The following is a 13,832-nucleotide window of genomic DNA, read 5'->3' as shown; positions in this document are numbered from 1 at the left end:
AGAACATTCCCCGAGAGCTCTCGGAGCACTCTTATCGCTCATCAGCCGCGCGGAAGAGCTCGCCCAAAATCCCCGCGCCGTCCTCACCAATACCGTTGTGCTGGAAGCGGTTGGTCACCACTGGGCGCAAGTCGCGGTAGGTCTCTCCTGTAGCCAGGGAGTCTTCGAAGGGCACGAAGATATCGTCCAAGTAGATGGCGGCGGAGGCGGTAACGGGTGCGGCGGCAAGTACGGCCGCATCATACGGAGAGCTTGCCCACTCGTGGGCGGCGAGCTCCTCGGCGGCCTGCTTGAAGGGGCGCAGCGCCGGATCCTCATCGAACTGCCAGGGGAAGATGTGCTCACCAGTGAGATAGGTACCATCCTCGGCGAACTCGGGGAACTCCTCACGCATGCGGTGCGCAGCCCAGCCGGTGACGGCCTGGCCGCCGACGCCACCGTAGATAGATTCATGGATGGCCGCGTACAGCGGGCCAGCCTGGAAGCTCACGCGGCTTCCGACGTCGTTGAGGAAGTCCGAACGTAAGCGCTTCTCCCCACCCACGGTGCGGAAAGGTTCCTCCAGCAGGTAGCCCAAAGAATCGAAGCCAGTGCCGCGCCCCAACTCAATTCCGATAGTGCGGAAGCGGCGCGCAGACAGGCGCTCCCCTGTCGGAAGTAGCTCCTCCGAGTTGTCTAGGTGGTGGAGGATTTCCTCGACGCGCGCTTTAGCCCACGGGAACTGGGCATAGAAACGCTCGTGACGCACCTTGAGCTTGGCAAAAGTCGTGCGGTAGAGATCATCTGCACCCTTGGCCAGGGTAGGAAGGCCACCTGTGAGGAAGGCTCGGCCGATAGACTCCGGGAACATCGAAGCATAGGCCGTGATGATGAAGCCGCCGAAGGACTGACCAAAGAGATCCCAGGACTCCTCCCCCAGGTGCTCACGCAGGTGTTCGGCATCGCGCACGATGTTTTCCTGGCGCAGTTGGGCCAAGCGCTGTGCGGTGCGGTCCTCGGCAGGACTCAGCTCATCAATGCGGTGGCTGCGACCCGTGCCGCGCTGGTCCATGAGGATCCAGCGGTAGCGCTCCAAACCCTTCCCGATGAGTCCGGAAGCACCCGTCGGCCTTGGCGCGGGAAAACCCGGCCCGCCCTGGTTATAGAGCAGCGCTGGGTAATTCTCACCGCCGGGCGGGATGATTTCCCGGGCGTAGAGCTCGAACTCCCCCGCGGCGGGATTGTCATAGTCCCAGGGGACGGTGATGGTGTGTTCCTTGATGGTGTGGCCGAAGCGTTTCATGCTTCTAGTAGACCACGAAACCCTCCTCGCGGAACGCATCGCGGATAGATTCAACATCTTCCGGTTTCGGCGGCTTGGTGTCCTCGAGAGTGTAGGGATAGCCCAACTCGCGCCACTTGTCCGCGCCCATGTTGTGGAAAGGCAGGACCTCGACGCGCTCGACGTTGCTCTTCCAGCGGGAGACAATCTTGACAACGTTGGCGACGTTTTCTGGGGAGTCTGTCAGGCCAGGGACGACCACGAAGCGAATCCACACCGGCTTGCCCATCTCATTGAGACGGTCACCGAAGTCGATCGTGGGTTGCAACTCGCGGCGAGTGACTTCCTTGTAGGTCTCTTCGTCACCAGACTTGACGTCCAAGAGAACCAGGTCGATGTTGTCCATGTCCTCATCGCGCAGGCGCGCGCCGAGGTATCCCGACGTGTCAATCGTCGTATGAATACCGGCGTCATGGACCTCTTTGAGCAGGCGCCGGGTGAAGGCGATTTGGAACAGCGCCTCGCCACCCGACAAAGTCAGACCACCTCCTGAAGCCTTGAAGACGGGCTTATAGCGCTTGACGCGCTTGACCACATCCTCGATGCGCTCCAAGGTGCCAACCTTCATCTCCATGGTGTCAGGGTTGTGGCAATACTGGCAGCGCAACGGGCAGCCCGACATGAACATGGTCATGCGGGTTCCGGGGCCATCAACAGCCGTCACCAGCTCCCAAGAATGCACGAGCGCGACATCACCGGAGCGGCGAGCCTGCATCAGCTCCGAGCGGGTAAAACCGTCGAGGTCATTGTCCGTTCCTAAACCGGCGGCGGCGCCGCGCACCTTCTCCCCTTCTTCAGGAGAAAGACGCACGACGCCGGTAATGCCATCTGCCATTTAGGAACCCTGGTGGAAGGTGCGGGAGATAACGTCCAGCTGCTGCTCGCGTGTGAGCTTCACAAAGTTCACCGCGTAGCCGGAAACACGGACCGTGAGGTTCGGGTACTTCTCCGGGTGCTCAACGGCGTCCTCCAAGGTGGACTTGTCCAGGACGTTGATGTTGGCGTGGTAGAGGCCCGAGTCCATGTTGTTGGCGGTGCGGTTGGCCTTCATGGTGGCGAGGCGCTCGTCAAAAGTTGGGGTTGCCATGATGTGTTCTCCTTGGGAAGTGGTGTGGAAGTGGTCTATTCGGAATCCATGATGAAGCCAGCATCGAGGACGCCCACCAGGTTGGTGATGCGCTCCTCCGGGGTGCGGCCCAATCCGGATGGGGTGATGGTGTTGGTCAGTGAGATGCCATCGAGGGCATCCTTGTAGTCCAACTTGCCCACCGACAGCATGGAGGCAACCATGCCGTGGTTATCCGCGCCGTTCTCCGGGTTAGCGCCTGGGGCGAACGGGGTACCTGCCTCGTGGCCGGACGGGAAGGAACCAGTTGCCTTGCCGTAGACCACGTTGGAAGTAATGGTCAGCACCGACTGGGTCGGAATGGCGTTGCGGTACATCGGGATGGCCTTAATCTTCGCCATGACGGTGTGGACGATGGTGGCGGCGATATCATCGGCGCGGTCATCATCGTTGCCGTAGAAGGGGAAGTCACCTTCCGTCTTGTAGTCCACGATGAGGCCGGTCTCATCGCGCACCGGGTAGACCTTGGCGTACTTAATGGCGGAAAGCGAGTCAGCCACGATGGACAGGCCGGCGATACCGCAGCCCATGGAGCGCACGATATCGGAATCGTGCAGCGCCATCTCAATGGACTCGTAAGCGTACTTGTCGTGGCAGTAGTGGATGATGTTCAGAGCCTCAACGTAGGTGCCGACGACCCAATCCAGCATCTCCTCGTACTTCTGCCAGACCTCGTCAAAGTCGAGCGGGCCATCGCCCTGGATAGGCTCATAACCATCCACAACCTGCTTGCCGCTGACCTCGTCGCGACCGCCGTTGATGGCGTAAAGCAGGGCCTTGGCGGCGTTCACGCGGGCACCGAAGAACTGCATTTGCTTGCCGACGGCCATCGGGGACACGCAGCACGCAATCGCAGCGTCATCGCCCCACTGCTCACGAATCTGCTTATCGGACTCGTACTGGATGGAAGAGGTCTCAATCGAGATATGGGCACAGAATTCCTTGTAGCCCGCCGGCAGCTGCGGATCCCAGAAGATGGTGATGTTCGGCTCCGGTGATGGGCCCAGATTAATCAGGGTCTGCAGCAGGCGGAAGGAGGTCTTGGTGACCTGGTGGCGGCCATCCGTACCGAAACCAGCATCGGTCCAGGTTGCCCAGTACGGGTCGCCGGAGAAGATCTGGTCATAGTCCTCGGTACGCAGGAAGCGCACGATGCGCAGTTTGAGAACCAGCTGGTCGATGATCTCTTGGGCATCTTCCTCAGTGAGGATGCCTGCGGCGAAATCACGCTCAAAGTAGCAGTCGAAGAAGGCGGAAAGGCGGCCGATGGACATCGCTGCACCGTCTTGGGACTTGATGGAGGCCAAGTAGCCAAAGTAAGTCCACTGCACTGCTTCGTGGGCAGTCTTCGCCGGCTTCGAGATATCGAAGCCATAAGACTCAGCCATGATCTTGAGCTTCTTCAGGGCCTTGATCTGCTCGGCGTGCTCCTCACGGTAGCGGGCCCAGTGCTCGGAGAAACCGAGGTCTCCCACCGCGCTCTTGGATGCTTCCTTCTCGGCGATGAGGTAGTCCACGCCATAGAGAGCCACGCGGCGGTAGTCACCGATGATGCGGCCGCGGCCATAAGCATCCGGCAGGCCGGTGATGATATGGGAGGAACGCGCTGCGCGGATGCGCGGGGTATAGATATCGAAGACCGCATCGTTGTGGGTCTTGCGGTAACGCGTGAAGATCTTCTCGATCTCCGGATCGGTTTCCTTGCCGGCTTCCTTAATGGCCTGCTTGACCATGCGCCATCCACCATTGGGCATCATGGCGCGCTTGAGCGGAGTATCCGTCTGCAGACCGACGATGACGTCATCATCCTCGGAGATATACCCAGCCGGGAAAGCATCGATATCGCTCGGGGTGTGGGTATCCACATCGAAGATGCGCTTCTGGCGCTCGACGGAAAGATAGTTCTTCTCCAAATGCTCCCACACGCGCTGCGTCTTCTCGGTGGGCCCAGCGAGGAAGGAAGAGTCCCCGTCATAAGGGGTGTAGTTGCGCTGGATAAAATCACGAACGTCAATGTTCTCAGTCCACGGGCCGGGCTCAAAGCCCTTCCATGCCTCGAACTGCACAGACTGTTCCGTTGCGGTGGTCACTATATTGACTCCCTTCATAGTTCACACGACGCGTAAACACTTAGTCGCAGAAGGGTTGTAGGTGACTTCGGCTCACGGGCAATTCGGTCAACACGTATCGTCACCGAACCCCTCTCTGTAGCCCATAGTAGGGGGGCAAACGCATAACCTCACATCGGCACATGCGTGCCCCGCGCCACCGAACGGGCTGGTTTTAGCACCACACAGGTCAGCTCTCTCATAGGTAACGGCCGTACGGTTGGATGCGGGGGTAAATCACCCCCTGACGTGGCCTTTCCCACACCTTTCGGGCGAGTTCTTGGTGCCTGTCCGCGCCGCACTCTATTGTTATGCGCAGTATCCTCATCTCGCCCTTCAGCAAGGAGCTCTTTGCGTGTCTCACACCGCCGCTACCGCTAGCCCTGCCACTGCCCCAACCCACCCCGTTGATGTGGTCCCGCCGGCGCCCAAGCTGGCGGCACTCGGACTCCAGCACGTTCTCGCTTTCTATGCCGGCGCGGTCATCGTGCCACTGCTTATCGCTGGTTCCTTGGGCCTCGATGAGGCCACCACGATTCACCTCATCAATGCAGACCTGTTGACCTGTGGTCTGGCGACGTTGATCCAGGCGGTGGGCGTCGGCAAGCACATCGGTGTCCGCCTTCCCATCATCCAGGGTGTGACCACCACGGCGGTAAGCCCGATCATTGCCATCGGCATGAGCGCTGGCGACCAGCCGCTGCCGACGATTTATGGCGCGATTATTGCTGCCGGTATCTTTACTTTCTTTGCTGCGCCGGTCTTTGGACGCGTGCTCAAGTACTTCCCCCCAATTGTCACCGGCACCGTGCTTCTGGTGATGGGCACGTCGCTGCTGGCGGTCTCAGCAAATGACTTTGTCAATTACGCGGACGGGGTTCCGGCCGCACGCGATCTGGTCTATGGTTTCGGCACGCTCACCATCATTATCATCGTGCAGCGTTTCTTCCGCGGCTTCCTGGGTACTCTGTCTGTGCTGCTTGGTTTGGTCATCGGTACTGGCGTGGCCTTCGCACTGGGCGATACGTCCTTTGACGGCGTGCGTGAAGCCGATGCCATCGGTATGACAACACCTTTCTACTTCGGTATGCCGAAGTTCGACATCATGGCGATTCTTTCCCTCATCATCGTCATGATCATCACCATGGTGGAAACCACCGGCGATGTCTTCGCCACCGGTGAGATTGTGAAGAAGCGCATCAAGCGCGATGACGTGGTGCGCGCCATTCGCGCCGATGGTCTCTCCACCACCCTTGGTGGCGTGATGAACTCCTTCCCCTACACCTGCTTCGCGCAGAACGTCGGCTTGGTTCGCCTGACTGGTGTGAAATCCCGCTGGGTAGCCGTGTCCGCAGCGGGATTCATGATCATTCTGGGCCTGCTACCTAAGGCCGCAGCTGTTGTGGCGGCTATTCCCTCCCCGGTGCTCGGCGGCGCCTCCCTCGCATTGTTTGCCAACGTTGCGTGGGCGGGCCTGCAGACCATTGCGAAGGAAGACATTAGTGATGGCCGCAACGCGGCCATCGTCACCACCGCGCTGGGGCTGGCCATGCTCGTTACCTTCAAGCCGGACGTGGCCACCGCCTTCCCGGAGTGGGCGCAGATTTTCGTCTCCTCCGGAATGTCGATCGGCGCTATCACCGCGATCCTGCTCAACTTGCTGTTCTTCCACGTCGGCTCGCAGTCTGGCGATGATGTCAGCCGTCTCGACGGCGCCGGCGTCTCGCTCAAGGAGCTCAACGAGATGGACCGCGACAGCTTCGTCAGTGCGCTGCGCCCGCTCTTCAATAACGAAACTTGGCCGCTCGAAGCTGCCTGGGAGCTGCGCCCCTTCCAGGATGTCAGCCAGCTGCGCGAAGCAATCCAGGTCACGGTCCTCACTGCCCCGGGCGAGCAGCGTCGTGCCCTGATCCACGACTACCCGGCGATGGATGAGCTACTGCTCGCTGATTCCGACACCGCCGCCACTATCTCTGCTGACCGCGGTTCCTTGGCTCTGGATGACCTCGACGACGTTCAGACACAGCAGCTTATCGACGTCTCACAGGCCTACCGCGAACGCTTCGACATGCCATTTGTGGCGTACCTAGACACCAATGACTCGGCCGATCGCGTCATCGATGCGGGCGTGCGCCGCTTGTCCAACTCGGATGAGCTGGAACAGCGCGTGGTCTTGAGCGAAATCATCGAGATTGCCAATGACCGCTTCGATATCCTCCTTGCGGACGCTAACCCGGTGCGGGCTTATTGGGACCGCAAGTTCACGGAGGTGGAATGAACGTAGTTCATTCCACGTAGATGTAGTTCATTCCACGAAAGAGGGCACTTAGAGTGAGGATTAGCTGAACTCCATGGTGACCTGGGCCTCGGGGTCAACGCCACGGATGATGCCTTCATAAAAGCTGCGGGCTTGGTCCTGCAGGAGCTCGCGGTTGTCGTTGATGTCCTTGCGCTTCTTATCGGCGCTGAGGACATCTGACACTGTCGAGGCGGCGTCGAGTGGCTGGGTGGTCCAGCTGAGCACGCCGTTATCTTCCACTGCGGTCTTAAACTCTTCATCGGTATGCCCGATAAAAATGAAGTCCGGGATATGGACCGTGTAGGCATGCTCGCCGGTCTCAGTGACGCGCACGTCCTTGCCTTCGATACCGAGCTTGGCTTTGTAGGAATACTGCACAAATTGGGTGCGGTCGGTCCACGGGACGCGTACACCAAATACTTCGCCGACAGAGGATTTCTCCGCCAGCCCCTGGATGCCCAGGCTGAGCAAGACCACTTGCTCTTGACGTTCGACTGCGTTGACCACCTGAGTATTAGTGGACTGAACTGGGGCGCTATAAATCTCGTTCGGCTGGCGTACGGCATACACACCCAAGCCAGCGCAAGCGAGTGAAAGAAGCACCACAATCGCGATAAGTGTGGTGCTCAGTTTGCGGCTCGTCATACCTACCTACAGCTGGAACTGCTCAACAACTTCAGTGCGGCGCTTGTGCTCCATCCAGAAGGACAAGAACGGCACAACGCCGGCGAGCGCCGTGGTGAAAAGCTTGCTTACCGGCCACATGGCACGCGGACCGAGGACCAGGATGGACACGAGGTAGACCATGTAGGCCACGCCGTGTGCTTGGGCGATGAGCGTGGCCCAGGATGGCATCTCCATCCCCACGCCGTATTGCAGAATCATGCGCGCAACAAGAATGAGAAGAAAAATACCGGTGATAGTGGCGGCAATGGAAAAGAACTTCAGCGGGCCACGGATACGCGCCTGGCGGTCAGGATGGACAGCGTTGTTGACTGAGTTGCTCATTAATACTCCTCTTCAGTGCCGCGACGGCGGCGCTGCTTGTTCATAGCGTTAAAGGTGTCCACATCAATCTGTGGGCGAGGCGGTAGGAAATCTTCGTCGATTTTAGTCGCGGTGTGCTCCTTGGCCGCGCGCACGCTCTCTGCCGCATACTGGGCTGGCTCTTCTCCCCGCTCGAGTGCTTCGTTCTCGGCATCAATTCGCTCATTCTCGTAGCGCATGGCTGTGCGGTAAGCGTAAACAACAAATACCGCGAACAGCGGCCATTGGAAGGCGTATCCCAAGTTCTGGAAGGTTCCCGAACCGGAGCGGAACCGCGTCCATTGCCAATAAGCAAGGAATAAAAAGAGCACGACAAAGATCACGATGAGGACGATGTGCCACCATCGAACCTTCATCCGCTTTTTCGGTGCTGGGTTGGTGCTCACTCTCAACAGCCTACCCACCACGCCCGGAAAAGTGGATTTCCGTCTATGGGCTGCTGCCCTGTAGGCTAGTGAACGTTGCGTGGAGCAAAGAGCGCTCCGCAGCAACTAAATCCGCGCCCGTGGCGGAATTGGCAGACGCGCTAGATTTAGGTTCTAGTGTCTTATGACGTGTGAGTTCAAGTCTCACCGGGCGCACATAGTCAGACCCCCGCGCGGTTTCCGTGCGGGGGTCTCGTCGTCACAGCGCTCGGCAAGCCAGCCCAGCTCGCGGATACCGGGATTGCGGTCACGGCTTGGCTGTTGCCGGGGCTTGCGGTCATGGCCCGGCGGATGCTTAGGCTTGGCCGGCAAGCGCCGCTAGGGGTTCACGCAGCTGCGCCAGCGCGCGGCCGCGGTGCGAGACAGCGTTCTTCTCCTCCGGGGACATCTCCGCGGCAGAGCGGGATTCGCCTTCGGGCTGGAAGAGGGGATCGTAACCAAAGCCATTTTCGCCCTGTGGGGCGGTGAGCAAGGAGCCAGTCCAGCGGCCCTCCACCACGTGTTCCTGCCCATCCGGAGTCACCAACGCGCAGACCGACACGAAGGCAGCCGCGCGACGTTCAGCGGGTACATGGGACATCTGTCCTAGCAGCAGCTGGTTATTCGCTTCATCGTCTCCGTGACCGCCCGACCACCGAGCGGAGAGCACACCCGGCATGCCGTTGAGTTCTTCCACAGCGAGGCCGGAATCATCCGCAATCGTTGCCAATCCGGTGTGCTGCACCCCGGCGCGCGCCTTGATCAGCGCGTTTTCGGCAAAGGTGCGGCCGTCTTCCACAGGCTCCGGGTAGGTTTCCACTGCGGACAGTGGGAGCAGTTCGATGCCCGCGATGCCGGCATCAGCGAGAATCTTCTCCAGCTCCTTAAGCTTCTTGGCATTATTCGAAGCGACGAGAAGCTTTACCATCCGAGGGCCGCCTTTTGAGCGTCGATAAGCTGGGCGCAACCTGCCTGGGCCACGTCCAACATGTCGTTAAGCTCCGCGCGGCCGAACAGGCCGTGCTCACCGGTTCCCTGAATCTCGACGAAGTCTCCGCCCTCCTGCATCACCACGTTGAGATCAACCTCCGCGCGGGAGTCCTCTTCATAGGGCAGGTCGAGGCACACGTGACCGTCGACGATGCCGACGGAAACAGCGGCAATAGGATCCAGCAGCGGCTCGCCCGGGACGACGCCCTCCTCCTTGAGGTAAGCAATCGCATCAGCCAGCGCCACATACGCGCCGGTAATCGACGCCGTGCGTGTGCCGCCGTCTGCTTGCAGCACATCGCAATCCAGCTGGATGGTGTTCTCCCCCAGTTCGGAGAGATCAACCGCTGCGCGCAGGCTACGCCCCACCAGCCGGGAAATCTCGTGGGTGCGGCCCTTGACCTTGCCCTTCATCGACTCGCGCGGCATGCGATCGTGGGTGGCCGCAGGCAACATCGCGTACTCGGCCGTCAACCAGCCCTCGCCGGAATCCTTCTTAAAGCGCGGCACCCCAAATTCCACGGAAGCCGTGCACATAACTCGGGTGTTGCCGAACTCCACCAAGACCGACCCAGCCGGATTGGTGGTGAAGTTGCGGGTAATGCGGACGCTACGGAGTTGGTCGAGCGCGCGACCATCGGCACGAGTGAAATCAGTCATGCCTCCTACCCTACCGCGCGTGCTAAAAGTCGAGCTCCATACCGGCGGCACCGACGACGATCTCACCGTCGAACTCACGGGCCGCTGCTTCATAGGTTGCCGCAGCATCACCCCACGGCTGCAGGTGAACGAGCACCAACTTCTTCACGCCTGCCTCACGCGCCAAGCGCCCGGCTTCTGCCCCCGACATATGCATATCCGGGGCCTTGTCCTCCGAGGTCTCGCCCCATGCGGCCTCACAGAGGAAAACATCCACGCCCTGGGCAGCCTCGACGAGCGCGGGCGTATAAGCCGAATCAGCTGAATAGCACAAGGTTGCACCGGTTTTAGTGTGTTCGACCCGCAAGGCGTATGTCTCGACCGGGTGAACTGTGCGGAAGGGGGTGATATAGACATCGTCAACAAGCTGGCGCTCGCGGTCCACCCAGGGGCTGAACGCAAACGTATCGCTCATGTCATCCACCCCGTCCGGAGCATCAGAGGACAAGCGGCCCAGGTGGGTTTCGGTAGTACTGGGCCCGAGGCAGAAATTGCGGGACGCCGCGGGTGCTGTGGGGTGGAAGCGCCGCCACACCATCAAAGACGGAAAGTCCAGGCAGTGATCGGCATGAAGATGAGTTAATGCCACGTGTGCATCGCAAGGATCCTGAAGTTCCTGCAGGCGTGCAAGCGTACCCGGGCCCAAGTCCATGATGATGGACGGAGCAGAGGGGAAAGACAAGAGATAGCCAGAGGCCGGATTACCCACGGTGGGCACCGAGCCGGAACAGCCTAGGATGGTCAGCTTCATGCGTTCAATAGTTCCACGAAACAACGGGGGATGCGGGATTTGGGTCGATTGTACATCTTCACCAGGACTAAATCTTGGGTCCCAAGAAACGCGTGGCTAAGAGCTCGAAGGCCGCGTGATCACCGGTGCACTCGAAACTGCGGGTGGGCACCTGTCCCGCTGGGGCGAGCATGTCCGTGGTTGTGAGGGTACGTAGGACATCCTTCGTAGTCTCCTCAGCCGAAGACACCAACGTGACGTTATCTCCGATGGCGAGCTGGATGACGCCCGTCAGCAGCGGATAGTGTGTGCAGCCAAGAACGAGCGTATCGACGCCCGCCGATTGCAACGGCGCCAGGTAGCCCTCCGCCACGCCAAGGATCTGGCGCCCAGCCGTAATGCCGCGCTCGACAAAATTCACGAAATCAGGACAGGCCACCGCCTCGCATTCGACATTCGGATTGACGGCAAAAAGATCTTGATAAGCACCTGAATTGATGGTGCCCTCCGTGCCGATCACGCCAATTTTTCCGTTGCGGGTGGTGGCGATGGCACGGCGTACAGCCGGACGGATAACCTCCACGACCGGAATGTCATAGCGCTCCCGGGCGTCGTGCAAAAAGGCGGCCGTCGCGGTGTTGCAGGCAATCACCAGCATCTTGCAGCCGCGCTCCACGAGCTCATCGGCAATCGCGGTGGACAGCTCACGCACTTGGGCGATGGAGCGCGGGCCATAGGGCGCATGGGCGGTATCGCCGATGTAGATAATGGATTCGTCGGGAAGCTGCTCGATGATGGTGCGCGCAACGGTCAAGCCACCCACGCCCGAGTCAAAAATCCCGATGGGAGATGTTGCATCAGGCATTAGCGCGTTACTCCTTCGGGCGCGGGCTTAACCTTTTTAATCGGGTCATCGGAGGTGATCACCATTCCCGCGACGATGCCACCGATGGCACCGAAAAGGTGCCCCTGCCAGCTGACTCCTTCATAGATAGGCAACACGCCCCAGATGAGACCGGAATAGGCAAAGCCCAACCCCACGCCGACGAGAAATTGACCCAGGGAACGGTTGAAGATTCCCCGAACGATGAGGTAGGCCAGCCAGCCATACACCATGCCCGAGGCACCAATATGCGAGGTCCCCGGCCCGCCCAACAGCCAGGTGCCGATGCCAGCGATGAGTACCACGATGATGGTAACTTCCCACCATGCCTTGCGGCCTGAGAGGCCGATCAGGAAACAAAAGACGGCACCGGGCAGTGAATTTCCGATGAGGTGCTCAAAGTTCGCGTGGAGTAGCGGAGCGGTGAAAATCCCCCAGATGCCATTAAAATCCAGTGGGCGTATGCCGTATTGACCCAGCTCGCTGCCAAAAAACAGGAAGTTGATGATGTGGATAACCCACTCAACGACTAGGAAGCCCACCGTTAAAGACGCTGCCGTCTTCAGGCGTCCAGCCCGAGTGTAATTCTTCGAATCCCCCGTGTTGAGAACAGGCTGCTGCCCCGCCCCGGGGGCTGCCGGGCGGGGCCGGAAGGGGTTGGGCCCATGCGAATGCTGCTGGCCAAAAGGTCCACTCGTCGTCATAATGACTCCAACTTTAGCAAGCGCGCAGCGAGGAATACGCCTCCAAACCCAGCCCCGGGGTGGCGCTCACCACAGCCTCGACGATGGCTGCCTCCACTGCGTCGGCAGCGGCGGCGCTTAACGACGCCAACTCCGCAGCGCCGATCCCCTGCTCCGCAGGTTGTGTTCCGGAGGCGGCGGCAAAAAGCGTATCCCCATCCAGTGGGGAATGCGCCGGGCGAACCGCCCGGGCAATGCCGTCGTGGCCCGCTAAAGCAAGACGTTTTACTTGGGCCTTGGTTAACGGGGCGTCGGTCAACACCGCGCCAATGGTGGTGTTTAGTTGAGAAGCCTCTGCGAAAGATTCAGCCAGGCTGCGGGCCGCGGCAAACCGCTTAGCGTCGACGGCCGGCGCGTCCGGTGCGCCAAACAAACGCCCAGTCTCAGCATCAATCACCTGCCCCACCGGGTTGGCTACAACAACCGCGGCGACGGTGAACGGGGAGACATCGATAAGCACGGACCCCACCCCACCTCTGATCTTGCCTGCGCAGGCGCCGGTGCCTGCGCCCACGCTGCCGCTCGTAGCGTCGTGCCCTGCCAACGCGGCGCGTAGAGCCGCCTGACCATCTGCCGCCGTGGGGCGCTGTGGGCCGGCGAGCAGATCAAAAATGACCGCGCCTGGCACGATGGGCACGCGGGGGCCGGGGATCTCCTCCCCAAAGACGGGGAAACCAATTCCCGCTTCCTCAAGCCCGCGCATGACACCATCCGCTGCTGCCAGCCCAAAGGCCGAACCGCCTGCAAGGACAAGAGCATGAACGCGCTCAACCGTGTTATGCGGCTCCAGCAGATCCGTCTCGCGGGTGCCGGGGCCTCCGCCGCGCACATCGACGCCAGCCACGGCTCCTTGTTCACCGCAGTAAACGACGGTGACGCCGGTGTCCTCACGCGTGACGTGACCGACAGAAAAGCCCATGTCGGGGAGAGTCTGCACGGTGCTAATCCATGATGACGTTGAGCAGCGAATCCTGACAGAACGCCAGCCATTCCACGAGCGTATCGCGGTCCGCTCCAGGGGTATCCTGCGGCACGTCCCCGGCGGCGATGAAGAGGCGAAGGTCATTGAGCCCTGCGAGGAAGGCATGTGCTTCTTCCTCGCTGATAGCCACCTCTACCCCGCCGGTGGGCCCCAGCGCGGTGTTAATCACTTGGAGGTTTTCCAGCTTGGCGCGCGCGATGTCATTCTCGTGCAGCGAACGCAGCAGTGAATTATCGCCGTCGAACTCTTCATCCCCTGCCTTCTTGAAGTCGGGGAAAAGGCGGGCCAGCGATGGATCCTCCGGTGCTTCGGTGTGGCCGGTGGGCATGTCGAGCATGTCCGCCAGCTCATCCTTGGGGGCCGATTGTGCGCGGGCAATGATGGCCTCGGAGACGGTTGCGGTGAGATCACCTAAAACTTCGCGCTCCATGGGCTCGAAAACAGTCGTGTATTTCGCGCCACGCATGAAGGACTTTTTCTTTTTCCAAGCCTGCATACTC

The 13,832-nt window shown here is 60.4% G+C and carries 15 protein-coding genes and 1 tRNA gene; 2 read left to right on the top strand and 14 right to left on the bottom strand.

Annotated elements, in window-relative coordinates; translation table 11 throughout:
* Positions 1-31: 31 nt before the first annotated feature.
* From HMPREF3147_RS00720 to pflB, 4 genes are read right to left on the bottom strand one after another with little or no spacing between them, the layout of a single operon-like run.
* Positions 32-1,282: an alpha/beta fold hydrolase gene (locus HMPREF3147_RS00720; protein WP_070443394.1), complete on the bottom strand. Its 1,251-nt coding sequence runs from the start codon at positions 1,280-1,282 to the stop codon at positions 32-34.
* Between the two features lie 4 nt (positions 1,283-1,286).
* On the bottom strand, positions 1,287-2,156 hold the full coding sequence (pflA, locus tag HMPREF3147_RS00715) for a pyruvate formate-lyase-activating protein (protein ID WP_070443392.1): 870 nt from the start codon (positions 2,154-2,156) through the stop codon (positions 1,287-1,289).
* Positions 2,157-2,408, bottom strand: coding sequence for an autonomous glycyl radical cofactor GrcA2 (gene grcA2 / locus HMPREF3147_RS13055; RefSeq protein ID WP_039676708.1), 252 nt, complete (start codon positions 2,406-2,408; stop codon positions 2,157-2,159).
* A 35-nt stretch (positions 2,409-2,443) separates the two neighbouring features.
* The gene (gene pflB, locus HMPREF3147_RS00705; RefSeq protein ID WP_256364853.1) at positions 2,444-4,555 is read right to left on the bottom strand and encodes a formate C-acetyltransferase; all 2,112 of its coding nucleotides are present in this window, start codon (positions 4,553-4,555) and stop codon (positions 2,444-2,446) included.
* Positions 4,556-4,910: 355 nt separating this feature from the next.
* Between pflB and HMPREF3147_RS00700 the strand changes: the two genes are divergently transcribed.
* The gene (locus HMPREF3147_RS00700) at positions 4,911-6,833 is read left to right on the top strand and encodes a solute carrier family 23 protein (protein ID WP_070443388.1); all 1,923 of its coding nucleotides are present in this window, start codon (positions 4,911-4,913) and stop codon (positions 6,831-6,833) included.
* A gap of 60 nt (positions 6,834-6,893) precedes the next feature.
* On the opposite strand, the gene HMPREF3147_RS00695 is transcribed toward HMPREF3147_RS00700, so the two are convergent.
* Genes HMPREF3147_RS00695 through HMPREF3147_RS00685 form a run of 3 tightly spaced genes read right to left on the bottom strand, consistent with a single transcriptional unit; the run spans position 6,894 to position 8,257 of the window.
* Positions 6,894-7,499 carry a hypothetical protein gene (locus HMPREF3147_RS00695; protein ID WP_070443386.1) on the bottom strand — a complete coding sequence of 202 codons (606 nt, stop codon included), beginning with the start codon at positions 7,497-7,499 and terminating at the stop codon, positions 6,894-6,896.
* A 6-nt stretch (positions 7,500-7,505) separates the two neighbouring features.
* Positions 7,506-7,862 (bottom strand): DUF3817 domain-containing protein, encoded by a 357-nt coding sequence (locus HMPREF3147_RS00690; RefSeq protein WP_070443384.1) that lies wholly within the window; start codon positions 7,860-7,862, stop codon positions 7,506-7,508.
* Entirely contained in the window at positions 7,862-8,257 is a 396-nt protein-coding gene (locus tag HMPREF3147_RS00685; protein ID WP_070443382.1) for a hypothetical protein, read from the bottom strand. Before HMPREF3147_RS00685 ends, HMPREF3147_RS00690 begins: the two co-directional genes overlap by 1 nt.
* Before the next feature lie 143 nt (positions 8,258-8,400).
* Between HMPREF3147_RS00685 and HMPREF3147_RS00680 the strand changes: the two genes are divergently transcribed.
* Positions 8,401-8,482, top strand: a tRNA-Leu gene (locus tag HMPREF3147_RS00680).
* Positions 8,483-8,621: 139 nt separating this feature from the next.
* Here the strand turns inward: HMPREF3147_RS00680 and rdgB are convergent.
* The 7 genes from rdgB to HMPREF3147_RS00645 form a co-directional block, all read right to left on the bottom strand.
* On the bottom strand, positions 8,622-9,233 hold the full coding sequence (gene rdgB / locus HMPREF3147_RS00675; protein ID WP_070443380.1) for an RdgB/HAM1 family non-canonical purine NTP pyrophosphatase: 612 nt from the start codon (positions 9,231-9,233) through the stop codon (positions 8,622-8,624).
* Positions 9,227-9,955, bottom strand: a complete 729-nt coding sequence (gene rph, locus HMPREF3147_RS00670; protein ID WP_070443378.1) for a ribonuclease PH — start codon at positions 9,953-9,955, stop codon at positions 9,227-9,229. The genes rdgB and rph overlap by 7 nt, the downstream gene beginning before the upstream one ends.
* 22 nt (positions 9,956-9,977) lie before the next feature.
* Positions 9,978-10,745, bottom strand: coding sequence for an MBL fold metallo-hydrolase (locus HMPREF3147_RS00665; protein ID WP_070443376.1), 768 nt, complete (start codon positions 10,743-10,745; stop codon positions 9,978-9,980).
* A gap of 67 nt (positions 10,746-10,812) precedes the next feature.
* Positions 10,813-11,589 carry a glutamate racemase gene (gene murI / locus HMPREF3147_RS00660; protein WP_070443374.1) on the bottom strand — a complete coding sequence of 259 codons (777 nt, stop codon included), beginning with the start codon at positions 11,587-11,589 and terminating at the stop codon, positions 10,813-10,815.
* Positions 11,589-12,311: a rhomboid family intramembrane serine protease gene (locus HMPREF3147_RS00655; RefSeq protein WP_083276394.1), complete on the bottom strand. Its 723-nt coding sequence runs from the start codon at positions 12,309-12,311 to the stop codon at positions 11,589-11,591. Before HMPREF3147_RS00655 ends, murI begins: the two co-directional genes overlap by 1 nt.
* 13 nt (positions 12,312-12,324) lie before the next feature.
* Positions 12,325-13,269 carry a P1 family peptidase gene (locus HMPREF3147_RS00650; protein ID WP_070443370.1) on the bottom strand — a complete coding sequence of 315 codons (945 nt, stop codon included), beginning with the start codon at positions 13,267-13,269 and terminating at the stop codon, positions 12,325-12,327.
* A gap of 22 nt (positions 13,270-13,291) precedes the next feature.
* A complete protein-coding gene (locus HMPREF3147_RS00645; RefSeq protein WP_070443368.1) occupies positions 13,292-13,828 on the bottom strand; it encodes a DUF2017 domain-containing protein in 537 nt (178 codons plus the stop codon).
* Positions 13,829-13,832 lie beyond the last annotated feature (4 nt).

Origin of the sequence: Corynebacterium sp. HMSC05D03 (genome assembly GCF_001807205.1) — a bacterium.
Lineage (GTDB): Bacteria > Actinomycetota > Actinomycetes > Mycobacteriales > Mycobacteriaceae > Corynebacterium > Corynebacterium aurimucosum.
Note: the sequence above shows the minus strand (reverse complement) of the source record. Positions and strands in the feature narration are given on the sequence as shown.